Consider the following 23,514-nt stretch of genomic DNA (forward strand, 5'->3'; position numbering starts at 1 on the left):
GCCGGTTGCCCTCAGAGCAACTGGCGCAGGCGGGCCGCCATCTGGCTCCACTGCCAGTTCTCGACGACGTAACGCCGTCCGGCCCGGCCCATCTCGGCCGCCGCCGCACGATCGGAGAGGATCGACAGGATGGCCAGGGCGACGGCGTCGACGTCGGTGCCGTCGACGGCGGTCCCGGTGACCCCCTCGTCGATGGTCTCCGGCGCACCACCGGACAGACCCGCGACCACGGGCACGCCGGACGCCGACGCCTCCAGGTAGACGATGCCCAGCCCCTCGACGTCCAGTCCACGACCCCGCGTCCGGGACGGCATCGCGAACACATCGGCGATGTTGTGGTAGGCCGCGAGTTCGTCGGCGGGCACCGAACCGGTGAAGACGACATCACCCGCCACCCCCGTGTCGGCGGCGAGGTCGCGCAGGGTCTTCGCGTAGGGACCTCCACCGACGATGACGAGCGCGGCGTCGGGAATCGTGCGCCGGATCAGCGGCAACGCACGGATCAGGACGTCCTGTCCCTTGCGTGGCACGAGACGCGACAGACAGAGGATCGTCGGTCGCTCCCCCAGATCGAGACGGTCGCGAAACTGCTGACGCAGCACCGGGTCCGGGGCGAAGCGCTCGGTGTCGACACCCGGGGGCAGATGTTCCAGCGCCGCCCGCGCACCGAAGGCCGACGCGAACCGGCCGCGGGTGTAGCGGCTGACGAAGGTGATCACGTCGGAGTGGCGACCGATGTGACCGAGAACCTGGCGCGCGCCCGGGAGCATCGACCACCCGACCTCGTGGCCGTGCGTGCTCGCGATGATCCGCTGCGCGCCCGCACGGCGCATCGCCGGCGCCAGCACGGCCAGCGGCGCGGCCGCCCCGAACCACACCGTCGAGATCTGTTCCCGGCGCACGATCTCGGCGGCGCGGCGGGCGACGAACGGCGTGGGCAACATGAGGGTCGTCGGGTGCCGGTACACCCGGTAGGCCGCGGCTGCATCGAACTTCTCGTGCGAGTCGCCCCGCCAGCGAGGCGCATAGACGACGACGTCCTCCGGCGGCAGCAGATCCACCAGGTTCTGCAGGTAGGACTGTATACCACCGGGCCGGGGCGGAAAATCGTTGGTGAGCAACAACGTCCGGGTCATCAGCCGACCTGCCGGACGAGCCAGCGCTGCCAGCCGGTGATCAGTTCGGCGCGCGTCAGCCCGAGGGTCGAGGTGATCGCCGCGTCTTGGGCCGCGGGCACGGCCGACGCCGCGACACCCATGTACATCTTCTTCAGGTGGGCCTCGTCGAATCGATCGGCGACGTAGGCGGCCAACGACCACGCACTCTGATAAGCCACCAGTGAAGTCTGCCCGTCCATCGCGAAGTCGGCATCGGCGGGTGTGCCCGCCGGGAGCGCACCGGTGCGCACGGCCGCAGTCAGATCGGGCGCGGCGTCGGCGAACCGCGTGTATGTGCCCTTGCGGCCGACGTATTCGGCGACGCCCTCGGTGATCCACAACGGCGCGTCGAGAGCGGTGGAGGTGCGGGCGGCGACGTGCGTCAGCTCGTGCCGGAGCACGACGGCGAGAGTGGGAGGCGCGAGCTCCCGCGCCGTCGGGGTCAGGATGATCCGCTGACCGGTCGCGGTGCGCTGCACCAGGTCCACGGTGCTGTGCACCGTGGCGGCGGCTGCCGCGCCGGTGGCCGCGCGCCCGTCGGGCACCAGGGCGGTGAACTGGTCGTCGGTCGCGGTCGCCACGACGACGGCACGACGATCCCAGGACTCACCCCAGAACGCGGTGACGGCGTCGACCGCCCCGGGCAGTTCACGTCGCAGCGTCGCCACCGTCGGCGCTGTCCGGAGGTACGACGCGACCACCGATGTACCGCCGGCCGTGGCGGTGTCGGCGACCTGGAGTCCGGGCAGCTCCCACATCTGCGTCGGGGGCGGCTCGCGCCCCAGGGCCTCGGCGTCGCCGACGAGGCGCCACTCGTCGCCGTGACGGGCGACCACGAACTGCGTACCGACCACCACCTCGGACTCCGCGATACCCGGGGCGGTCTCGCCGCCGAGCGCGTAGCGCAGCTCCACCGGCGCCACCCAGGAGTCCGAACTGCCCGCGGCGTCGAGGAGCTCCTGGAGCTCGCCGGGGACGAGCACCTCCGCCTCTTCGGTGGGCGCCAGCTGATACGTGAACGTGGCGAACCGCAGGATCCCGGAACGACCGTCCCGCGGCATGAACCGGCGGGGCGCGAATGTGCCGGTCGCGGTGACGAATCTGTTCCGGAACGCCGGCGTCGCGGCGGTGTCGAACAGGGCGCCGATCGCCCGGACATCGCCGGAGCGCACGGTCTCGGTGAGCGAGTCGAGCAGTCGGGTCACCCCCGCGGCACGATCACGCTCGTAGACGTTGACCTCGGTGGTCGACGACGCGGGTGCGGTGGACGAGCCCCCTCCCGGAATTCCGACCGTGCCGCATCCGGTGGCCACGACAACGGTCAGGACGACGGCGGCAAAGGCCGGGCCGGCACGTCTGCGCCGTGGGGTCACCGGGGACTAGAACCGGCGGGCGGAGTTGTACGGGCCGGCCTCGTCGATCGGCACCACCTTCACCGGGACGCCGAAGGTCGACGCATGGATGACATAGCCGTCGCCGACGTACATGCCGACGTGGTGCGCGTCGGGGTAGTAGATGATCAGGTCACCCGGCTTGAGATCGTTGCGGCCGACGGATTGCCCGCCACCCATCTGCGCCTCGCTCGAGCGCGGGATGGTCTTGCCCGCCTGCTTGAACGCCCAGACCATGAGACCCGAGCAGTCGAACGAGTTGGGTCCGGTGGCGCCCCACACGTACGGATCACCGATCCGGGTCAGGGCGGCCTGGACCGCGACGAGTCCGGCAGCGGTGCCCCTGGGCACCAGGCGCGGATCGAAGTCGAAGGTGGGTCCGCGGAGCGCGGCGAGCTGCTTGCCGGTCATGGACTTGTAGATCGCCCGGATCTGGATCGCCTGGAGCTGCAGGTCGGCCTGCTTCGTCTGCAGATCACCGCGCACGCGCTCGGCGCGGGAGACCGCCTCGGAGGCCGCCACTGCCGTCTGCTCGGCGTCTTTCTTTGCGACCGCCGTCTGAGCACGGACCTTCTTGATGGCGGTGAGATCCGCCGACGCCTGACGGGAGATCATGTCCAGGCCCGACATCTGGTCGAGCAATGCCTGGGGGGAGTCGCTGATCATCACCGCGTAGAGGCCGCTCACGCGGGCACCCTGGTAGCTGGCGCGCACGATCGCGTCGACCCGGTTCTGATGCACCGCGAGCTGGGCACGGCTCGTGTCGAGCTTCTGCTGCGCCTCTGCCGCCGCTGTCTTGGCCGCCGTCACGATGCCGCGCTGCTTGTCGTACTCGATCTTCGCGTTGTGCATCGCCTCGGTGGTCTTCTCCGCGTCGACGCCGAGCTGCTTGTAACGGTCGAGCAGTTGATCCGCCGAACGTGCGGGCACCGCGCGGGCGGCACCGCCCCCGCCACCGACCGTCGGTACGAGCACGGCGAGCGCCGACAGGACGCAGACCGCAAGCATCAGCGGACCCGAACGCATACGTGGCCGCGTTGCGCGAGCCCGTCCCTCCCCGATCAGCACGGTCCTACTCACTCCCTCGTGTGTGCTCGTCGCTCCCTGAGCAACCCGGGTCGTCGTCACCCGTGCCCCACGTCCCGTCGACCACCCTAGGCCGCCGACAGGCCCCCGGGACTGGTTCGGGCGGATCGCGATCCACGCGACCCGCCCGTCCAGAGACCCTCGTGCTCAGTCTGTTCGTGTTCGGTTGTGGTCAGTACCGACGGATGCCCGTCAGCGTCCATTCCTTGACGGCGTCGCGCTTGACCGGCGTGCCGTAGTTGGACGAGTGGACGAACTGGCCGTTGCCGACGTAGATGCCGGCGTGGCCGCCACCGTTGAAGATCATCACGTCGCCGGGCTTGGCGTCGGAGTAGGACACCGCGCGTCCGCCACCGAGCTGGCCGTAGCTGTCACGCGGGATGTTCTTGCCGGCCTGCTTGTAGGACCAGTAGACGAGGCCCGAGCAGTCGAAGGCGTTGGGGCCGGCGGAGCCGTAGGAGTACGGGGAGCCGATCTTGCTCTCCGCGGCCTTGACGGCCTTCTCACCTGCGGTCAGCTGCGGCTGGCCCAGCGGGGCGCCGCCCTGCGGGCGGAACTGCTGCGGAATCTGGTCCGGCGCGATACCCGGCACGGTGAACTGTCCCAGGTTGGGGATCTCGACCGTGGCCGCGGGCGACTTCTTCACGGGTGTGGCCTGAGGTGCGGGCTTGGCCTCCGGGGCCTTCGCACCGGGCAGAGCCGGGATCTCGAAAGTGCCCAGCGGGGTGTGGACCGGGGCGGCGAGAGCAGGGCCTGCGGCGGCGGCGAGCGAACCGAGCGTGATCGATCCGGCGATCACCGCCTTCTTGGCGACCGTGCTGCCACGATTGGGCTGTTCCAAACGATGTTTGGCCACGAAGCGAGTTCTCCTTCAGATCTTCCTGTACCGCCGACCGAGTTAGCTGTCGGGTTCGGGCCGGAAGAGTGGCCCTACGCGTGTTTCGCGCATGAGGTATCCACTGGACACTCATGCGTGGCAACGCGATTCACCCCGATTCGGAACGGTTTCGCGAGAAGCGCATCGATGGTGATGCGCTCCGACGAGCCCGCCCGAAGGTTGTGGTTCCCCGGTTCGCCGCGAGGGCGATTGAGCGGTGACTACTGCGGACCACTTCTGTTGAAGCGGGACGCTCCGCAAGGTCTCAGAAAGGTTACGAAATCGGATGCGCCCTGTCCACTAGGCGACGGACAGCCAAACCTGGGCCGATTCTCAGCCCGCCCTGAGGACCGTCACAGAGGCGTGCCGATCTGGCCCCTGAACTGCTTCTTTGGCGGATCTTGCAGATCGTGCAGCACCACTCGTCACCATTGCAGCAGCCTGCAGAACGTCGATGGCGAGGTCGATCTCGGCGTCCGCCTCGACCGTTGCCACCGTTACCGAAACTCCACCTTGGTCCGCCATATCGTCCCAGCTCGGACCGCCAAACAGCACCGTCATCATGCACCCGTCACAGGCGACGGGACGGGCGGGGCAGCGCGCGCAGTCGACGTACATAGTGTGATCTCCATCTCATCCGGTGAGGCGGGGCCGTGTCGGCCCTCGTAGGGGTCGTGGTCGCCGTGAGAGCACCGCATTTCTCACGTCCAGGTGGAGAGTAGGAGCGACCACCGACAAGTCCGTCGAACAGCGATCGACACAGCAGTCACAGCAGTCACATGAGCGACGCTCGGTGCGCCGCCGCCGCGCTGTCGGTGGATCGAACTAGTGTTCGCCGGGTGACGCAGACCAGCGTGGCCGGCTCCCCCGCCGGGCAGCTCACCTTCGCCGACCTGGAGGCCGCCGATCAGGTGGCCACGGGTGACTCGTCGAACGAGTTCAGCGACCGCTCCCTCTTCGACACGACTCTCGTCGTGGTCGACCTGGAGACCACCGGCTCCGATCCGGCACGCGACCGGATCACCGAGATCGGCGCGGTCAAGATCCGCGGCGGCGAGATCATCGGCGAGTTCGCCACCCTCGTCGATCCCGGCCGGCCCATCCCGCCGCAGATCGTCACCCTGACCGGCATCACCACGGCCATGCTGACCGACGCACCGCGGATCGAGTCGGTCCTGCCCTCGTTTTTCGAGTTCGCCCGCGGCTCCATCCTGGTGGCGCACAACGCTCGATTCGACATGGGCTTCCTGCGCCAGAACGCGATCCGGCTCCAGCTCCCGTGGACGTTCGGCCTGACCCTGTGCACGGTGACCATGGCCCGGCGCATCCTCACCCGCGACGAGGCACCGACCGTCAAGCTCAGCGCCCTCGCCGACCTGTTCGACGTCGCGGTGCGACCCACCCACCGGGCACTCGACGACGCGCGCGCCACGGTGGAGGTCTTCCACCGACTCCTCGAACGCGTCGGCAACCAGGGCATCGCGACCGTCGGTGACCTGACGTCCTACCTTCCACGGACCGACCCGCGGCTACGGGCCAAGCGCACGCTGGCCGACCACGTTCCCTCCCGTCCCGGTGTCTACCTCTTCCGCGGACCGTCGGACGAGGTCCTCTATGTGGGTACCGCGGTGGACCTCCGCCGTCGGGTCCGGTCGTATTTCAGCGGGAGCGACCCGCGTCGCCGCATCGCCGAGATGGTGCTCCTCGCCCAACGGGTCGACTTCGTGGAGTGCTCCCATCCCCTGGAGGCCGCGGTTCGCGAACTACGGCTGCTGGGCGCACACGCACCCGCGTACAACCGTCGTTCGACGCAGCCGCACAAGGGATGGTGGGTGACCCTGACCGAAGAACGCTTCCCGCGCCTGAAGGTCAGTCGCACGCCCACCGACGAATCCGTCGGCCCGGTCGGCAACCGCACCAACGCGGCGACCGTCGCCGATGTGATCTCGGCGGCCGCGGGCCTGCGGACGTGCACCCAGCGGCTCGGCGCCAACGGCTACCACTGGTGCCCCGACGCCGACGGGCACCGACGCCCGGGCTCGTGCCGGGCCGCCACCACGCAACCACAGACGGTCCCCGACTACTCCCCGCGCGTCACCGCGGCTCGACGGCTCATGCGGGGTGAGGCCGACGAACTCCTCGACGGCCTCACCGCACGCCTCGCCGACCTCGCGCAGGCCCACATGTTCGAGACCGCGGCGCGACACCGGGACCGGCTCGCGCTGACAATAGACACCCTCGCCCGCTGTCAGCGGCTGGCGGCGCTCTGCGCGATCGCCGAGATCGTCGTCGCGCGACCCGACGGCGAACGGGGATGGCAGCTCGCGGTGATCCGGCACGGACGCCTCGCGGCAGCCGGACGGGCACGACGCGGCGTCTCCCCCATGCCCGTCGTCGACGCGCTGGTCGCCGCGGCCGAGACCGTGCTGCCCGGCGACGGACCGCTGCGCGGCGCGCCGGCCGAGGAGGTCGGTCTCGTCTACCGCTGGATGACCGAGCCGGGCGCGCGCATCGTCTCGACGAGCGAGCCGGTCGCACTACCGGCCGGCTCCGCCGAACGCCGGCTCGGCTGGTCGCAGTCGGCGCACGACGCACGTGCGGCCAGGCCCGTCACCGACCCTCGCGTGCGGCGGGCGAGCTGACCGGGACACACCACTAGGCTGACGGCATGATCACTGCCATCGTCCTCATCCAGGCCGACATCCACCGCATCCCGGAGACGGCACAGGCCGTCGCCGACATCCCCGGGGTCGAAGAGGTGTACTCCTGCGCGGGCGACGTCGACCTCATCGCGAAGATCCGGGTGCGCGACCACGAGCAGATCGCGACGGTCGTCACCGGCGAGATCAACCGGCTCCCGGGCGTGCTCAAGAGCGCCACCCACATCGCCTTCCGCAGCTACTCCAGCTCCGACGTCGAGGGCGGATTCTCCATCGGCGAGAACTGACTCACCAGGACGTCAAGTGATGAGGGCCCTGTAGTCGTCAGGCGTGTGCCGCGAGCTGACCGCTGAGATCGGCCCACCGCTGCAGCAGGTCCGCGGCGGCACCGTTGTCGATCGCCTCCGCGGCGCGGCCCTTCGCCGCGCCCAGCGCGTCGGTCAGTTCCGCCGAGGTCATGGGTGCGTCTTGTTCGAAGGCGACGATGGCCCCGGCCGAATTCAGCAGCACCGCGTCGCGGACCGGACCGGTGGTCCCGGCCAGGAGCTCGCGCGCGATCGCGGCATTGACCGTCGCGTCACCGCCCTGCAGAGACGACAGCTCAACGCGCGCGATGCCCAGATCGGTGGGATCCACGCTGAGTTCGTTGACCTGCCCCGCGATGACCTGCCACACCGTCGACGTGGTGGTGGTCGTCAGTTCGTCGAGACCGTCGTCGCCGCGGACCACCAGCGCGGAGCCGCCACGCTCGGCGAAGGCCCGGGCCAGGACCGGGGCCAGGTCGGCGAATGCGCATCCGATGAGCCCGCGCGACGGTGTCGCGGGGTTGGTCAGCGGCCCCAGCACGTTGAAGACGGTCGGGATGCCGATCTCCTTGCGCGGGGGGCCGGTGAACCGGAACGCGGGATGGAACACGGGCGCGAAGCAGAACCCGATCCCCAGTTCGTCGACGCATCGGGCGACCGCCGCGGCGTCGAGGGAGATGTTCACGCCCAGCGCCTCGAGCACGTCGGCACCGCCGCTCTTCGACGACGCCGCCCGGTTGCCGTGCTTGACCACAGCGACCCCCGAGGCGGCGATGACGATCGACGTCATCGTCGAGATGTTCACCGTGTGCGACCGGTCACCGCCGGTGCCGACCACGTCGACCGCCGGCCGGCTGACGTCCACGAGCGTGGCGTGATCGAGCATCGCCCGCGACAATCCGAGGAGCTCCGCGGGCGCCGCCCCCTTCATCTTCACGCCGACGCCGAAGGCGGCGACCTGAGCGCCGGTCGCGCTGTCGGTCATGATCTCGTTCATCGCCCACGCGGCCTCGTCCGCGCTCAGGTCGAGGCGATCGACGATCTTGCCGAGGATCTGCGGCCAGCTGAAGTCGGACTGTGCGGTACTCACGAGGAGAAAGCCTAGTGTCTGCTCAGCCGGACGGACGCTGGAGGACGGCCCACTCGCGCACGAATCCGCCGTGCCGCGAGCCGAGGCTGGCCATGCGGGATCGTTCTTGCGACAGATGCATGGCGTCGAGCAACTGGACCCGCGCCAGGACAAGGACGACCAGTCCGTCCTCGCGCGCCGCCGGTCTCGGTCCCCAGCGCTCGTCCTCGACCGACTCGTAGCCGTCTAAGGCGGCGACGGCCGCCGCCTCGGACCGCCGCTCGGGCGGCACCTCGACGTGATGGCGCAGGATGACCTCCTCGGCCGCCCGCCACGACGACGCGTCGAGGGCGACCGAACTCGCGATCGCATCGTCATCGGAACTCGCCACCACCTCCACCCGTTGGTCCAGTGTCAGCGGTCCCGCCTCGGCACGCGGGCGAAGGCGCGCACGGAGACGGGCCAAGCGGCTCTGCTCGACCACACGGCCGTTGAGATCGCGGGGGCCGGGTGAGGCCGAACTCGACATGAACACACGGTAGCGAGCCGGGCCCGCGCCAGGCGCCTCCAGGACACGCCGACGGCCGGCCGATACCGGCGCGGACCTGCACCGGGAGAATTACTCGGAGGCAATTTCCGACCCGGGTGGCCACCGCTTACTACGAACCGTCATACTTCACTTGTGACAAGCGCTGTAGGTACCTCAGGAACAGCCATCACCTCGCGCGTGCACTCGCTGAACCGGCCCAACATGGTCAGCGTCGGCACGATTGTGTGGCTGTCCAGTGAGCTCATGTTCTTCGCTGGCCTCTTCGCGATGTATTTCGTCGCCCGTGCCAACTCGGCGGTCGGCTGGCCGCCGCCGCCGACCGAGCTGAATCTCGCCCTCGCCATCCCGGTGACGACGGTGCTGATCCTCTCCTCGGTGACCTGCCAGATGGGCGTCTTCGCTGCCGAACGCGGTGACGTCTTCGGCCTCCGCCGCTGGTACGTCATCACCCTGGCAATGGGCACGTTCTTCGTCTGCGGTCAGGCGTACGAGTACTACCACCTGGTCGAGCACGGCACGACCCTCGCGTCAGACGCCTATGGCTCGGTCTTCTACATGACGACCGGCTTCCACGGCCTCCACGTCATCGGTGGTCTGATCGCGTTCGTCTACCTGCTCATCCGGACCAAGCTGTCGAAGTTCACGCCGGCGCAGGCAACCGCCGCAATCGTTGTCTCTTACTACTGGCACTTCGTCGACATCGTGTGGATCGGACTCTTCGTCACGATCTACTTCATCCGATGACATCGGCGACCTCGCTCTAGAACAACAGCCCGTCCCGCTTAGTAGAGAGTCACAGATGAGTTCATCTCCACCGCGTCCGTCGGATAGCGGCACCGAGGTCGGACCCGATGCCTCGGCCCGACGCTCCTCTGCACGCGACGCCGGCCGCCGCGCCAAGACACGACGCAAGCTCCGTCGGCGCGCCACCGGCACCATCGTGCTGCTGGCCGGTCTCGTCATGGCAGGCGTCCTCGCCTCGGTCCTGACCCCCGACCCCCAGGTCGCGGTCGCCGACGAGAGCAACGCCGCGATGATCGACGACGGTCAGAAGCTCTACGAGACCTCGTGCATCACCTGCCACGGCGCCAACCTCCAGGGTGTGCCCGATCGTGGTCCCGCGCTGCTCGGCGTCGGTGACGCCGCCGTCTACTTCCAGGTCTCGACCGGACGTATGCCAGCGGCTCGCGGCGAGGCGCAGGCCCAGCGCAAGCCCGCGAAGTTCACGACCGAGCAGATCGACCAGCTCGGCGCCTTCATCCAGGCCGAGGGCGGCGGTCCGCAGGTCCCGCGCAACGCCGACGGCTCGGTCGCGCAGGAGTCCCTGCGCGGCGACAGCATCGGCCGGGGCAGCGAACTGTTCCGCCTGAACTGCGCGTCGTGCCACAACTTCACCGGGCGCGGCGGAGCGCTGTCCTCGGGCAAGTTCGCACCGAACCTCGACGGGGTCAACGAGGCACAGATCTACACCGCGATGCTGACCGGTCCGCAGAACATGCCCAAGTTCTCGAACCGTCAGTTGGATCCGGAAGAGAAAAGGGACGTGATCGCCTACGTCAAGTATGCGACCGAGGCGAAGCCCAGCGGTGGACTCGGACTCGGCGGTTTCGGCCCGGTCAGTGAAGGCATGGTCATGTGGTTCGTCGGCGTCATCGCCATCGTCGCAGGCGCCATGTGGATGGGATCTCGAGCATGAGCGCGAACGACAAGGATGTCCCGTCGCGGGACGAACTCGACCAGATGAGCACCGACGAGCTCGTCAAACTCGGCACCAATCTCGACGGCGTCGAGATCATCCACCGGTCCGAGCGGTACACCGTGCCCGGCACCCGGGTCGAGAAGCGCGCCGAGCGTCAGGTGGCCATCTGGTTCACCATCGCCGGCGTCTCCGCCCTGGCCTGCCTCGGCATCTTCCTGTTCAACCACTGGGAGTTCGCGCTCCCCGATGACCCGAACTACTGGTGGTACACGTTCAACACGCCGCTCCTCGGTGTGACGTTCGGCCTCTCGGTGTTCGCCATCGGCGTCGCGATGATCCTCATCACCAAGAAGTTCATCCCGGCGGAGATCTCGGTCCAGGACCGTCACGACGGTGGATCGGCCGAGGTCGACAAGAAGACGATCGTCGGCCTGCTGCAGGACACCGGCACCACCTCGACCCTCGGTCGCCGCAAGATGATCATCGGCTCGGCCGGGTTCGGTCTCGGTGCGTTCGCGCTCACCGGACTGGTCGCCTTCCTCGGCGGATTCATCAAGAACCCGTGGGCCGAGGGTGCCGACTCGCCGCTGTGGCACTCGGGATGGTCGCCGATCTACAACCCGCCGGAAGCTCCCAACGAGACCATCTACCTGCGGCGCGACACCGGCAACCCGTTCCAGGTCGCCCTGGTCCGGCCGGAAGATCTCGACGCAGGCGGTATGGAGACCGTGTTCCCCTGGCGTCGTTCGGACGGGTTCGGCGAGTCCGAGCACTCCCGCCACCTGCTGGAGGAGGGCCTGCACCAGGTCCGCAACCCCGTCATGCTCATCCGTCTGCGTCCCGAGGACGCGGCCCGTGCCGTCAAGCGCAAGGGTCAGGAGAGCTTCAACTACGGTGACTACTTCGCCTACACCAAGGTGTGCAGCCACCTCGGCTGCCCCGCCTCGCTCTACGAGCAGCGGAGCAACCGCATCCTGTGTCCCTGCCATCAGTCGCAGTTCGACGCACTCGAGTACGCCAAGCCCATCTTCGGACCGGCCGCCCGTGCCCTGGCACAGCTGCCGATCACGGTGAACAATGAGGGTTACCTCGTTGCCGCAGGCGACTTCATCGAGCCCGTAGGACCGGCATTCTGGGAGCGTAAGTCATGAGCATCGCCGAACGCCTCGGCACTCAAGCCGAAGAAGTCGACTCGCGGTATCACCTGGCCGCGGGTATGCGTCGCCAGATCAACAAGGTCTTCCCCACCCACTGGTCGTTCATGCTGGGTGAGATCGCGCTGTACAGCTTCATCATCCTGCTGGTCTCCGGCGTCTACCTGTCGCTGTTCTTCGATCCGTCGATGACGCGCGTGGTCTACGACGGCGCCTACCAGCCGCTCAACGGCGTGATGATGACCAAGGCGTACGAGACCACGCTGAACATCTCGTTCGAGGTGCGCGGTGGCCTGTTCGTCCGTCAGATCCACCACTGGGCCGCACTGCTGTTCGCGGCGTCGATCATCGTGCACATGCTGCGCATCTTCTTCACCGGTGCGTTCCGCCGTCCGCGTGAGGCCAACTGGATCATCGGCTGCCTCCTGCTGATCCTGGCGATGTTCGAGGGCTTCTTCGGCTACTCGCTCCCCGACGACCTGCTCTCGGGCACCGGCGTCCGCGCCGCGATGAGTGGCATCGTCCTCGGTATCCCGGTGGTCGGCACCTGGATTCACTGGGCGCTGTTCGGCGGCGACTTCCCCGGCGTGATCATCATCCCGCGCCTCTACGTGCTGCACATCCTGCTCTTCCCGGGCATCATCCTGGCGCTGATCGGTGCGCACCTCGCGCTCGTCTGGTACCAGAAGCACACGCAGTTCCCCGGTCCCGGCCGCACCGAGAAGAACGTCGTCGGTGTCCGCATCATGCCGGTGTTCGCGGCCAAGGCCGGCGCGATGTTCGCCTTCGTCACCGGCGTGCTCGCGATCATGTCGGGCATCTTCCAGATCAACCCGGTCTGGAACATCGGTCCGTACAACCCGGCACAGGTCTCCGCGGGTTCGCAGCCCGACATCTACATGATGTGGACCGACGGCCTGATACGTCTGTTCCCGGCGTGGGAGCTCTACCTGGGCAATTACACGGTGCCGATGTCGAACTGGGTCGTGCTGATCATGACGATCATCTTCGGCCTGATGTTCGCCTACCCGTGGATCGAGAAGAAGCTCACCGGCGACGATGCGCACCACAACCTGCTGCAGCGTCCTCGTGACGCACCGGTGCGGACTGCGATCGGCGCCATGGCGGTCTCGTTCTACATCCTGCTGACGATCGCGTGTATGAACGACATCATCGCGTTCAAGTTCCACATCTCGCTCAACGCGACGACCTGGATCGGACGCATCGGCCTGATCATCCTGCCGCCGCTGGTGTACTTCATCACCTACCGTTGGGCGCTCTCGTTGCAGCGCAGCGACCGCGAGGTCCTGGCACACGGCATCGAGACCGGCATCATCAAGCGTCTCCCGCAGGGTGAGTACATCGAGGTCCACCAGCCGCTCGGCCCGGTCGACAGCCACGGACACCCGATCCCGCTCCCCTACGAGGGTGCGGCGCTGCCGAAGCGGATGAACAAGCTCGGTTCCGCGGGCGCACCGGGTACCGGTTCGATCCTCACGGCCGATCCGCTGGAGGAGCAGCTGCGCAACGTCGAACTCGAGCACGAGATCGAGGCAGGCGAACGCAAGGCTCTCCGCGAGCTACAGGCCAAGGGCGGCAACCCCTTCGGCGAGTAGCCACGCGAGAAGTCCTACGCACGACCCACCGCGGGCCGTCGAGCACCATCGGGTGCACGACGGCCCGCGCTGCGTTTCCGGGTCGAACCACTCCCCTCCCCCGCGTCAGGGCCCGGCACCGTTCGCCGGTGTGGCACGGTGGACCCCATGCACCGACCGCCCCGAAGTTCCGGTCTGTCCCAGATCACCCGTGGGATGGGCACTCTCGACGCCGAGATCTACGATTCGATCGCCCGCTCACCGAGCCCACTGCTCGACGTGACGATGCCGGCGCTCACCCGGGCGGCCGACCACTCCAAGCTGTGGATGGCCATCGCGGCCGGGCTCGCCGTGTCCGGACGTCCGTCGCTGCAGCGCGGTGCCGCGCGCGGCATCGTCTCGCTCGCCGTGACAAGCCTGGTGACCAACCAGGGCGCCAAACGTGTGCGTCGCCGCTCGCGTCCGGCCCACGGGCTCATCCCGGTGCCACGACGCGGCCGCCGGCGCACGACGTCGAATTCCCTGCCCTCGGGTCACTCGGCCAGCGCTGCGGCGTTCGCCGTCGGCGTTGCCGTCGAGAACCCGCCGGCGGGTCTCCTGCTGTCCGCACTGGCCGGGCTGGTCGGCTTGTCCCGGGTGGCCACCGGGGCCCACTACCCCGGTGATGTGGTCGCCGGGCTCGGCATCGGCGCCGCGATCGCGACCATCGGTGCGCGCGTCGTACCGCCCATCACCGAACCGTCGCTGTCCCTGGCCGCCCCGTCGGTCGTCGACGCGGACCGCAACCCGGACGGCGTGGGTCTGGTCGTCGTCGTGAATCCGGGTTCCGCGGATGGCCGTGGGCGTCGGGTCCTCGAGGAGATCCGCCGCCGACTGCCGGCCGCCGAGATCATCGAGCTCGGAGAGACCGACGACATGGCGGCCGTGTTCGCCGACGTCGCGACGCGCGCGACGATCCTCGGGGTGGCCGGTGGCGACGGCACCGTGGCGTGCGCCGCCGGGCCGGCACTCGCCGCCGACATCGCCCTCGCGGTGTTCCCCGCGGGCACCTTCAACCACTTCGCCCGCGACATCGGTTGCGGCACGGTGGAGGCCACCATCGAGGCGATCCGTTCCGGGTCGGCGTCACGTGTCGATGCGGTGTGGCTCAACGATTCCCGACTGATCCTGAACACGGCGAGCATCGGCGCGCACCCCGACTTCGTCCGGGTCCGCCGGCGCCTACAGCGTCGGATCAGCCGTCCTCTCGCGACCGCGGCCGCCGTACTCCATGTCCTCCGCAAGGATCCGCACGTACGCATCGAGGTGGAGGGACGGGTGCTCGACGCGTCCCTGTTCCTCGTCGGCAACTCCATCTACCAGCCGACCGGATTCCTGCCTACCCGTCGTGTCCGACTCGACGACGGTCTCCTCGACGTGCGCATCCTCGAGACCGGTCACCGCTGGGCGACCCTACGGCTGCTCGGCTCACTCGCCGTCGGACGCCTCGAACGTTCGCACCTCTACCACGAGATGCAGGTGCCCGAGTTCCGGTTCACCGCGGTCGACGGTCCCGTCGCCGTGTCGCATGACGGCGAGGTCGAGGATTCGTACTCCCACGCCGACTTCCGGGTCGACTACCGCGCCCTCAAGGTGTTCCGGCCCGTAGCCCCCAGGCGGCTCTGAGCCCCGATCCGGGTGGCCCGCCCGAGCGTTGCGGGGGACGGGACATACCGGCGACACGAGAGCGCCCCACCGGAATCCGGTGGGGCGCTCACGTACGTGTTCGTCGACCGCGTATACCGCGGCGGCTCAGTGCTTCTCGGGACCGACGTGGTACTCGAAGACGAGTCCGGCAGCCGTACCCATGATGACCACCGCCGCGAAGATCGACAGCCAGAAGTTGCCGGTGGCGAAGCCGACCGCGAAGGTCGAGGCGCCGAGCGCGATGAGGATGGGCCACCACGAGTGCGGGCTGAAGAAGCCCAGCTCGCCGGCGCCGTCCTCGATCTCGGCGTCTTCGTAGTCCTCCGGGCGGATCTCGACGCGTCGGGCGACGAAGCGGAAGAAGGTGCCCGCGATGAGCGTCAGGCCGGCCGCGAAGAACAGGCCGACGACGCCGACCCACTCGATGCCCTTGCTGGTGAAAGCGGTGAACAGGGTGTACGCGACGCCCGTCAGAAAGAAGAAGGCGGTCAGCATCTCGAAGAGGCGTGCCTCGATCTTCATCGTCAGCTCACTTTCTTGGTGCAGTTGGCGAGGGTCGGGTTGTCCGGGTCACCGGTTGCGCCGACGGTTCCGTCGGTGGCCCGGCGGGTGTCGAACGGCACCGTGGTGACCGATTCCGGGGCCTGGCAGATCGCTGCGAGAGCCTCGGCGTTGGTGGCACCGGGATTCGCCTCACGGAAGCGGATGTAGCTGTCGAAGTCCTCGGGGGCGACCGCGCGGACCTCGAAGTTCATCATCGAGTGGTACGTGCCGCACATCTCGGCGCAGCGGCCGACGAAGGCGCCGGTCCGGTCGATCGACTTGATCTGGAAGACCGGGTCGGTCGCGTTCTGCTCCGGGAACGGGAAGACGTCGCGCTTGAACAGGAACTCCGGCACCCAGAACGAGTGGATGACGTCGGCCGAGGCGATGTTGAACTCGATGCGCTTACCGGTCGGCAGGACCAGCACCGGGATCTCCGACGACGAGCCGACCGTCTCGATCTTGTCGAACTTCAGGTAATCGCGGATGTCGTCGTCACGGCCACCGGCGGGACCCGGGAGCTCGCCGTGCTCGCCACCCTCGTCGCTGCCGGCGTGTTCGGTCTCGGCGCCACTACCGGTCTGGGCCTGGACCTCGAACGGGTTGCCGTTCTGCTCGAAACCGTTGTAGGTCGTGCCGTCGGAGAACTCGACCTGGTTGTAGCCGAACTTCCAGTTCCACTGGAACGCGGTCACATCGACGACGACCTTCGAGTCGTCGTTCTTGCTCTCGACGTTGTTCTGCACGATGACCGTGAAGTAGAAGAGCACCGCGATGATGACGAACGGGATCGCCGTGTAGGTGAGCTCGAGCGGCACGTTGTACGCGGTCTGGCGCGGGAACACGCCCTTCTTCGCGTCGTTCGCACGGTGGAAGGTGATCGTCCAGAAGATCAGCGCCCACACCAGGATGCCCATGACGAGCGCTGCGATGACCGACCAGGTCCACAGATCGACCATCTCTTTGCCGTCGGGCGTGACGCCCTCGGGCCAACCGAAACGCATCGCCTCACTGGCGTCGCAACCCGACATCAGCAGTGCGCCGAGGCCGAGAGTGGCGACGAATGCCAGTCGCTTCATCGTCCGCGACGCTGATGAGACACGCCTCGCTCGGGGCCGTCCACCGTGTGCCAATTTCACGCCTTCCTGCTCGCTCACCGGCGCCCTCGCGCCGAGGTGAGTGCATGCCACATGACCTGCACGGGGCAAGGTCTTGCCGTGGACACACAGCAATTCTTGCACCTAGTACTACGCAGCGTAGACCAACCCGCGGAAGCTGTCGGAATCGGGGCGCGATCCGGTCGTGTCCCCGTGGTTTCCGCCTCGTACCGATGTCGGCGACCGGGTGGCGACGTCCCCGCCACGCGCGTCACCCGACCCCGCCGTGTCGGAACACGACCGGCCGCTTCAGGCATACTCGGACGCGGTCCGACGCCGCGTCGGAACCCGCGCCTGGACTGGCTACCGAATGGAGAGAACGAGACGTGTGTGGTCTGCTCGGCCTGCTGACATCCGACGGAACGGCCGCCGAGGTCGTCGATCCGGTGGCGGTGGCCTCGCACTGCATGCGGCATCGCGGACCCGATGAACCCGGCACCTGGCACGACGACGACATCGTGTTCGGCTTCAACCGGCTCTCGATCATCGACATCGAGCACTCGCATCAGCCCCTGCGCTGGGGTCCGCCGGAGAATCCCGATCGGTATGCGCTGGTGTTCAACGGGGAGATCTACAACTACCTCGAGATCCGGGCCGAGCTCGCCCGGGACGAGGGCGCGCTGTTCCGCACCGAGGGCGACAGCGAGGCGATCGTCGCGGCCTTCCATCACTGGGGACCCGACGCGGTCCGGCGGCTGCGCGGCATGTTCGCGTTCGCGATCTGGGACACCGAGAACCGCTCGCTCTTCCTCGCCCGTGACCCCTTCGGCATCAAGCCTCTGTTCGTGGCATCGGGCCCCGGCGGGCTCGTCTTCGGCAGCGAGAAGAAGAGTCTGCTCGAACTGATCGAACGCATCGGGTTGTCGACGGAACTCGATCCCCGCGCGATCGAGCACTACACGGTGCTGCAGTACGTCCCGGAACCCGAGACGATCCACGCCTCGATCCGGCGACTGGAGTCGGGCTGCCATGCCACCGCGACACCGGGCAGTCCCCTGTCGATCCGGCGCTATTTCACTCCCCAGTTCGGCGTCCGCCCGGTCACCGACGCCACCCGGCAGAAGCGCTACGACGAGATCGCCGACGTACTCGCCGACTCGGTCGCCAAGCACATGCGGGCCGATGTGACGGTCGGGTCGTTCCTGTCCGGCGGTATCGACTCGACGGCGATCGCCGCGCTGGCGATCCGGCACAACCCAGACCTCATCACCTTCACCACCGGCTTCGAGCGCGAGGGTTATTCGGAGGTCGACGTCGCCGCCGAGTCGGCGGCGGCGATCGGCGCTCGCCACGTGGTGAAGGTCGTCGGACCGTCGGAGTTCATCGAGGCGATCCCCTCGATCGTCTGGTACCTCGACGACCCGGTCGCCGACCCCGCGCTCGTCCCGCTGTACTTCGTGGCAGCCGAGGCACGTAAGCACGTCAAGGTCGTGCTCTCCGGCGAGGGCGCCGACGAATTGTTCGGCGGATACACGATCTACAAGGAGCCGTTGTCCCTGGCCGCCTTCGATCGGCTGCCGCGGCCGCTGCGTCGCGCGGCGGGGAAGATCTCCGACCGGATCCCGGAGGGAACGCGCGGCAAGAGCCTGCTGCACCGCGGTTCGCTCACACTCGAGGAGCGCTATTACGGCAACGCCCGCAGCTTCGACGACGCGCGACTACGCGCGGTCCTGCGCGACTACCGCCCCGAATGGACCCACACCGACGTCACCGCCCCGATCTACGCGATGAGCGAGGGGTGGGATCCGGTGGCCCGCATGCAGCATCTGGATCTGTTCACCTGGCTGCGCGGCGACATCCTCGTCAAGGCGGACAAGATCACGATGGCCAACTCCCTCGAGTTGCGGGTGCCGTTCCTCGACCCGGAGGTGTTCGCGATCGCCGAGGGCCTCCCCCATGACGAGAAGATCGCCCACGGCACAACGAAATACGCGCTGCGCAAGGCACTGGAGCAGATCGTCCCGGCGCATGTCCTGCACCGCAAGAAGCTCGGCTTCCCGGTTCCGATCCGGCATTGGCTTGCCGGCACCGAGATGTACGACTGGGCGCACGAGACCATCACGCACTCCCAGACCGATCACATCTTCGCCAAGGACGCGGTGATCGCGATGCTCGACGAGCATCGAGAAGGCGTGGTGGACAACAGCCGTCGGCTCTGGACGGTCCTGATGTTCATGGTCTGGCACGGCATCTTCGTCGAGGGCACGATCGTCCCGGAGATCATCGACCACACCTATCCGGTGCGGGTCTAGTCCGAGAGTCGTTCTCCGGCAACACAACCCGCCCCGGAAATCGCCGGCCACAGCGCAGTCGACCACGATACGTCACCGACTTCGCCACGCAGGGCCCATTTCCGGGGCGGCTTCGACGGTCGTGCACTCAGTTCGCGAGCTTCAGACCGATGACCCCGCCGACGATCATCAGCAGGAAAAACACCCGCAACACCGACACCGGCTGCCCACCGGTGAGCATGGCGTAGACCACGGTGAGCGAAGCCCCGATGCCCACCCACACGGCGTAGGCGGTGCCCACGGGCAAGTCGCGCATCGCATAGGCCAGTCCGGCCATGCTGATGGCGAGCGCGACGAGGAACAAGCCCGTCGGCCCCGGTTTCGTGAAGCCCTCCGACCGACCCAACGCGGTGGCCCACACTGCTTCGAACACACCCGACACGACGAGAACGAGCCATGACATGACGACCTCCCACGGGCCGTCTTGTCGCACACCGGGTACAGCACCCCTCGTCCGGGAGTCCTCGATCGGGACTCCGTTCCAACGTCTCACGCCGGGGCGGGGGTGGCAACGTCAGACGCGTCACCACCCCGGGCAGACAGGACTTCAGCCGGCGAACGCCGCCTTGATCTCCGCGGCGGCCTCGGCGCCGTACGCGCCTTCGATCCGGGCGAGAGCCGAGTCCGAGTCCCAGGCCCAGTCCTGTGTCGAGACGGTCTCGAGCACGAGCACCGCGACCATCGACCCGACCTGCGCGGCGCGCTCGAAACCGAGTCCCTTGGACAGCGCGGACAGGAACCCGGCCCGGAATCCGTCGCCGACGCCGGTCGGGTCGACCTTCGCGGTCTCCGGCACGACGGACACATGGATGCGGGTGCCGTCGCGGTCGACGATCTCCACGCCGTCCTTGCCGAGCGTCGTGACCCGGACCCCGACCATCTCGGCGACCTGCGCCTCGGACAACCCGGCCTTCTGACGGAGGAGACCCCACTCGTATTCGTTGGTGAACAGGTAGGCGGCGCCGTCGATGAGGGTGCGCGTCTGCTCGCCGTCGAGGCGGGCCAGCTGCTGCGACGGGTCCGCGGCGAACGGGATACCCGCTGTTCGGCACTCCTCGGTGTGGCGGATCATCCCGGCCGGGTCGTCGGCACCGATGAGGACGAGGTCGGGCGTGCCGACCTCGGCGATCACCTCGGCGAGGGCGATGTCGCGGCTCTCGCTCATCGCACCGGCGTAGAAGGTGGCCAGCTGGGCCATCGTCTCGTCGGTCGTGCACATGAACCGCGCGGTGTGATGGGACTCCGACACGCGGACACCGCGGCAGTCGACTCCGTTGGACTCGAGCCACTGGCGATACTCGGTGAAGTCGGACCCGACGGCCCCGACCAGGACCGGGGCGCCGCCGAGCTGACCCATCGCGTAGCAGATGTTGCCGCCGACCCCACCGCGCCGGACGACGAGGTCCTCCACGAGGAAGCTGAGGGAGATGTGTTCGAGGTGGTCGCCGAGCAGCTGCTCGGAGAACTTGCCCGGGAACTTCATCAGATGATCGGTTGCGATGGAGCCGCACACAACGATTGCCACTGGAGATCTCAGCCCTTCATGTGGTTGCCCGACAGATAGTGCCCAGCAGGTGGTGACCGCCAGGTGATGACCCGAATGGGTGATGACCCGGGTAGGTGATGACACAGACAGGTGTCCACGCTACTCACCCCACGACATACGACACCGGCCGCACCCCCATGGGATGCGGCCGGTGCCGGAAAGCGTCTGACGTGTGTCGACGTGTCAGTTGAACGAGTCGCCGCAGGCACAGCTGCCGGTGGCGTTCGGGTTGTCGATGGTGAAACCCTGCTTCTCGATGGTGTCGACGAAGTCGATGGTCGCGCCCTGCACGTAGGGCGCGCTCATCCGGTCGACGGCCAGTGTGACGCCGCCGAAGTCGGTGGTGATGTCACCGTCGAGGGTGCGATCGTCGAAGAAGAGCTGGTACCGCAGGCCCGCGCAACCACCCGGCTGGACGGCGATACGCAGCGCGAGGTCGTCGCGGCCCTCTTGGTCGAGCAGCGCCTTGGCCTTGGACGCGGCAGCGTCGCTGAGGACGACGCCGGTGCTCGTGGCTGTGCTCGTTTCGTTCTGCACGGTCATGGATGCTCCTGTAAGTGGTGTGGTCCCGGTGGAATGTGGCCCGATGCCGTCGTGGTGGGTTGCGCCCCGCACGGTCGTTCGGGATTCACCCCGCTCGCCGAGAGGTCGACCGGTTGTGCCCGTGCGTACAACCGTACTCCTCCCCGTGGTATTCCCGTCCAGTCGGACGGGCGTTTCCCCGAGGTCCGGCCGGGTTCTCGGCTCGACACATCGGCGCGATCAGCGGTGCGCGTCATCGAGATCGGACGCCACCGTTTCGGCGAGCGCGACGAGCTGGTTCTCCGCATCGGCCATCGCGACCTCGACCGAGCCCGCGACGTCGACGATCGCGTGCGCTGCCGCCACACCGGCCTCGGCGATCTCGTCGGGGCTCAGGGCGACCTGTCCCGCGAGGACGATCGTCGCCGCTCCGGCACCGTGAGCGCCGAGCGACGAGGCAGCGGAGTGCAGTGCGGAGACGACCTTGCCGCGGAGCGTCTGCGCATCGAACCTGCCCTCCCCGGTGACGACGACGTCGGCCGCGGCGACCTCGGCAGCCAGGCCGGTCGCGTCGGCGACGACGGTGGCGCCGGAGACGCGGACGCCTCCGAGCGCGAGGAGCGCCGCACCCAGACCACCTGCGGCACCGGCACCCGGCTCGTCGGCGATGTCCCGACCTGCGAGGTCACCGAGGACGCGCGAGAAGTCGTCGAGCCGCCTGGCGAGCAGGGCGACGGTGTCCGGGTCGGCGCCCTTCTGCGGACCGAACACCGCCGCCGCGCCCAGCGGGCCCAGGAGCGGGTTCTCCACATCGGATGCCGCGATCAGCTCCACGCCGCGAAGTCGCCGCCGGGCGTGATCGCCGCCGCCCAGGGCCTCCAGCAGGCCGGCACCGCCGTCGGTCGTCGCACTGCCGCCGAGTCCGATCACGATCCGGTCCACCCCGCGCGCCAGTGCCGCCACGACGAGCTCACCGACACCTCGGGTGTCGGCCCCCACCGCCGTGCGCGGCGTCGGCGTACCGCCCAGCTGATGTAGACCGCACGCCTGCGCGCACTCGATGTAGGCGGTCGACGGTTCGTCGAGAAGCCACCGGGCACTCACGCCCGCGCCGAGCGGGCCGGACACCGATTCGGTGATCACGGTCCCGAATCGCGACGCCAGGACGTCGACGAAGCCCGGTCCGCCGTCGGACTGCGGGGCCACGACGAGTTCGTCATCCGGCCGCGCGGCAGTCCACCCGCGGGCGATCGCGTGCGCGGCGACCACCGCGGACATGGTGTCGCCGAACGAGTCCGGCGCGATCAGGATGCGCACCGGAATCCCGTCGCCGGTCCCGTGGGTGCCGCACCGCGCGTCGCATCGTTCCCGGTCATGAGCACGGAGTATAGGGAGCGGACCCGATCCCGGCAGTGCGACTCCGGACGCCGCGTCCGCGATGGGCACGCCCCTCGGGACGACATCGGGCGACGACCACCGAATAGCGACGACCGCGCGTTTGTCTCGCAACACCGATCACCTAGGCTCTACAGGCGTGAAGCTGCCATGGAAGAAGGACGACACCCAGGCGGATTCCGGCGACAGCTCGGTCTCCACCTACACCGCCGACGACGAGTCCGGCACCGACGTCGCGCCCTCCGCCAAGGGCAGCAAATACACTCCGGGCAAGGGGCGTCCGACGCCGTCTCGCCGCCAGGCCGAGAACCGGCGGCGCGGTCCCGTCGCGCCACCCCCGACGAACCGTTCCGAGGCGCGCGCCCGCAAGAAGGAGCTCAAGTCCACGCTCTCCAAGGAGGAGAAGCGCGCACTCTCCACCGAGCGACGCGAGAAGCGGCTCCAGCAGCGGGAACGGATGATGGCCGGCGACGAGGCCTATCTGATGCCGCGCGACAAGGGCCCCGCGCGGCGCTACACCCGCGACATCGTCGACGCCCGGCGCAATTTCGCCGGGCTATTCATGCCGTTCGCCATCCTGCTGATCGTCCTGATGTTCCTGGTCCCGCAGGCCGCCGCGCTGACGAACCTCATCCTGGTCGCGTTCGTCGTACTGATGGCCGTCGACGGTGTGATCCTCGGCCGCATGGTCAACCGCCGCGTCGCCGAACGTTTCCCGGAGTCCGGCGACGGGGGCTTCAAGCTCGGCTGGTACGCGTTCACCCGCGCGATGCAGCTGCGCAAGATGCGGGCCCCCAAGCCGATGGTCTCGCCGGGCGACGAAGTCTGATC

General features: G+C 68.3%; 21 protein-coding genes and 2 riboswitches. Of the genes, 9 read left to right on the forward strand and 12 right to left on the reverse strand.

The window, feature by feature from the left end; all coding sequences use genetic code 11:
- Nucleotides 1–11: 11 nt before the first annotated feature.
- From BCM27_RS15600 to BCM27_RS15615, 4 genes are all read right to left on the reverse strand, one after another.
- Nucleotides 12–1,136, reverse strand: coding sequence for a glycosyltransferase family 4 protein (locus tag BCM27_RS15600; RefSeq protein WP_033203921.1), 1,125 nt, complete (start codon nucleotides 1,134–1,136; stop codon nucleotides 12–14).
- Nucleotides 1,136–2,530, reverse strand: a complete 1,395-nt coding sequence (locus tag BCM27_RS15605) for a hypothetical protein (protein WP_004022903.1) — start codon at nucleotides 2,528–2,530, stop codon at nucleotides 1,136–1,138. The genes BCM27_RS15600 and BCM27_RS15605 overlap by 1 nt, the downstream gene beginning before the upstream one ends.
- Before the next feature lie 6 nt (nucleotides 2,531–2,536).
- Entirely contained in the window at nucleotides 2,537–3,574 is a 1,038-nt protein-coding gene (locus BCM27_RS15610; RefSeq protein ID WP_004022904.1) for an NlpC/P60 family protein, read from the reverse strand.
- A 232-nt stretch (nucleotides 3,575–3,806) separates the two neighbouring features.
- Nucleotides 3,807–4,490 (reverse strand): C40 family peptidase, encoded by a 684-nt coding sequence (locus BCM27_RS15615; protein WP_004022905.1) that lies wholly within the window; start codon nucleotides 4,488–4,490, stop codon nucleotides 3,807–3,809.
- A gap of 16 nt (nucleotides 4,491–4,506) precedes the next feature.
- Nucleotides 4,507–4,738: riboswitch (cyclic di-AMP (ydaO/yuaA leader) on the reverse strand.
- A gap of 612 nt (nucleotides 4,739–5,350) precedes the next feature.
- On the opposite strand from BCM27_RS15615, the gene BCM27_RS15620 reads away from it, so the two are divergent.
- Nucleotides 5,351–7,153: a DEDD exonuclease domain-containing protein gene (locus tag BCM27_RS15620; RefSeq protein ID WP_033203923.1), complete on the forward strand. Its 1,803-nt coding sequence runs from the start codon at nucleotides 5,351–5,353 to the stop codon at nucleotides 7,151–7,153.
- A gap of 26 nt (nucleotides 7,154–7,179) precedes the next feature.
- The gene (locus BCM27_RS15625; RefSeq protein ID WP_004022908.1) at nucleotides 7,180–7,458 is read left to right on the forward strand and encodes an Lrp/AsnC family transcriptional regulator; all 279 of its coding nucleotides are present in this window, start codon (nucleotides 7,180–7,182) and stop codon (nucleotides 7,456–7,458) included.
- A gap of 37 nt (nucleotides 7,459–7,495) precedes the next feature.
- Here the strand turns inward: BCM27_RS15625 and trpD are convergent, their stop codons facing one another.
- Nucleotides 7,496–8,566, reverse strand: coding sequence for an anthranilate phosphoribosyltransferase (gene trpD, locus BCM27_RS15630; protein WP_004022909.1), 1,071 nt, complete (start codon nucleotides 8,564–8,566; stop codon nucleotides 7,496–7,498).
- 22 nt (nucleotides 8,567–8,588) lie between these two features.
- Entirely contained in the window at nucleotides 8,589–9,074 is a 486-nt protein-coding gene (locus BCM27_RS15635) for a hypothetical protein (protein ID WP_033203925.1), read from the reverse strand.
- Between the two features lie 153 nt (nucleotides 9,075–9,227).
- On the opposite strand from BCM27_RS15635, the gene ctaE reads away from it, so the two are divergent.
- The 5 genes from ctaE to BCM27_RS15660 all read left to right on the forward strand — a co-directional run bounded on the left by ctaE (nucleotide 9,228) and on the right by BCM27_RS15660 (nucleotide 15,208).
- Nucleotides 9,228–9,839, forward strand: coding sequence for an aa3-type cytochrome oxidase subunit III (gene ctaE, locus BCM27_RS15640; protein ID WP_081487040.1), 612 nt, complete (start codon nucleotides 9,228–9,230; stop codon nucleotides 9,837–9,839).
- A 55-nt stretch (nucleotides 9,840–9,894) separates the two neighbouring features.
- Nucleotides 9,895–10,791, forward strand: a complete 897-nt coding sequence (qcrC, locus tag BCM27_RS15645) for a cytochrome bc1 complex diheme cytochrome c subunit (protein ID WP_004022912.1) — start codon at nucleotides 9,895–9,897, stop codon at nucleotides 10,789–10,791.
- Nucleotides 10,788–11,945, forward strand: coding sequence for a cytochrome bc1 complex Rieske iron-sulfur subunit (gene qcrA, locus BCM27_RS15650; protein WP_004022913.1), 1,158 nt, complete (start codon nucleotides 10,788–10,790; stop codon nucleotides 11,943–11,945). Before qcrC ends, qcrA begins: the two co-directional genes overlap by 4 nt.
- A complete protein-coding gene (gene qcrB, locus BCM27_RS15655) occupies nucleotides 11,942–13,564 on the forward strand; it encodes a cytochrome bc1 complex cytochrome b subunit (RefSeq protein WP_004022914.1) in 1,623 nt (540 codons plus the stop codon). Before qcrA ends, qcrB begins: the two co-directional genes overlap by 4 nt.
- Before the next feature lie 147 nt (nucleotides 13,565–13,711).
- Nucleotides 13,712–15,208, forward strand: a complete 1,497-nt coding sequence (locus tag BCM27_RS15660; protein WP_239450608.1) for a bifunctional phosphatase PAP2/diacylglycerol kinase family protein — start codon at nucleotides 13,712–13,714, stop codon at nucleotides 15,206–15,208.
- Between the two features lie 126 nt (nucleotides 15,209–15,334).
- Here BCM27_RS15660 and BCM27_RS15665 read toward each other — a convergent pair whose 3' ends face one another.
- Both BCM27_RS15665 and ctaC read right to left on the reverse strand, forming a co-directional pair.
- On the reverse strand, nucleotides 15,335–15,751 hold the full coding sequence (locus tag BCM27_RS15665) for a cytochrome c oxidase subunit 4 (RefSeq protein ID WP_004022916.1): 417 nt from the start codon (nucleotides 15,749–15,751) through the stop codon (nucleotides 15,335–15,337).
- Nucleotides 15,752–15,753: 2 nt separating this feature from the next.
- Nucleotides 15,754–16,851: an aa3-type cytochrome oxidase subunit II gene (ctaC, locus tag BCM27_RS15670; protein ID WP_004022917.1), complete on the reverse strand. Its 1,098-nt coding sequence runs from the start codon at nucleotides 16,849–16,851 to the stop codon at nucleotides 15,754–15,756.
- Between the two features lie 404 nt (nucleotides 16,852–17,255).
- Between ctaC and asnB the strand changes: the two genes are divergently transcribed.
- Nucleotides 17,256–19,181, forward strand: a complete 1,926-nt coding sequence (gene asnB / locus BCM27_RS15675) for an asparagine synthase (glutamine-hydrolyzing) (RefSeq protein WP_004022918.1) — start codon at nucleotides 17,256–17,258, stop codon at nucleotides 19,179–19,181.
- Between the two features lie 127 nt (nucleotides 19,182–19,308).
- Here asnB and BCM27_RS15680 read toward each other — a convergent pair whose 3' ends face one another.
- From BCM27_RS15680 to BCM27_RS15695, 4 genes are all read right to left on the reverse strand, one after another.
- Nucleotides 19,309–19,623, reverse strand: coding sequence for a DMT family transporter (locus BCM27_RS15680; RefSeq protein ID WP_004022919.1), 315 nt, complete (start codon nucleotides 19,621–19,623; stop codon nucleotides 19,309–19,311).
- Between the two features lie 10 nt (nucleotides 19,624–19,633).
- Nucleotides 19,634–19,700: riboswitch (guanidine-III (ykkC-III) riboswitch) on the reverse strand.
- 67 nt (nucleotides 19,701–19,767) lie between these two features.
- Nucleotides 19,768–20,745 carry a carbohydrate kinase family protein gene (locus tag BCM27_RS15685; RefSeq protein ID WP_197505607.1) on the reverse strand — a complete coding sequence of 326 codons (978 nt, stop codon included), beginning with the start codon at nucleotides 20,743–20,745 and terminating at the stop codon, nucleotides 19,768–19,770.
- A 204-nt stretch (nucleotides 20,746–20,949) separates the two neighbouring features.
- The gene (locus BCM27_RS15690; protein ID WP_004022921.1) at nucleotides 20,950–21,309 is read right to left on the reverse strand and encodes a HesB/IscA family protein; all 360 of its coding nucleotides are present in this window, start codon (nucleotides 21,307–21,309) and stop codon (nucleotides 20,950–20,952) included.
- 219 nt (nucleotides 21,310–21,528) lie between these two features.
- Nucleotides 21,529–22,605, reverse strand: a complete 1,077-nt coding sequence (locus BCM27_RS15695; protein WP_004022922.1) for a glycerate kinase family protein — start codon at nucleotides 22,603–22,605, stop codon at nucleotides 21,529–21,531.
- Between the two features lie 217 nt (nucleotides 22,606–22,822).
- On the opposite strand from BCM27_RS15695, the gene BCM27_RS15700 reads away from it, so the two are divergent.
- The gene (locus tag BCM27_RS15700; protein ID WP_004022923.1) at nucleotides 22,823–23,512 is read left to right on the forward strand and encodes a DUF3043 domain-containing protein; all 690 of its coding nucleotides are present in this window, start codon (nucleotides 22,823–22,825) and stop codon (nucleotides 23,510–23,512) included.
- Nucleotides 23,513–23,514 lie beyond the last annotated feature (2 nt).

Source organism: Gordonia terrae (genome assembly GCF_001698225.1).
GTDB lineage: Bacteria > Actinomycetota > Actinomycetes > Mycobacteriales > Mycobacteriaceae > Gordonia > Gordonia terrae.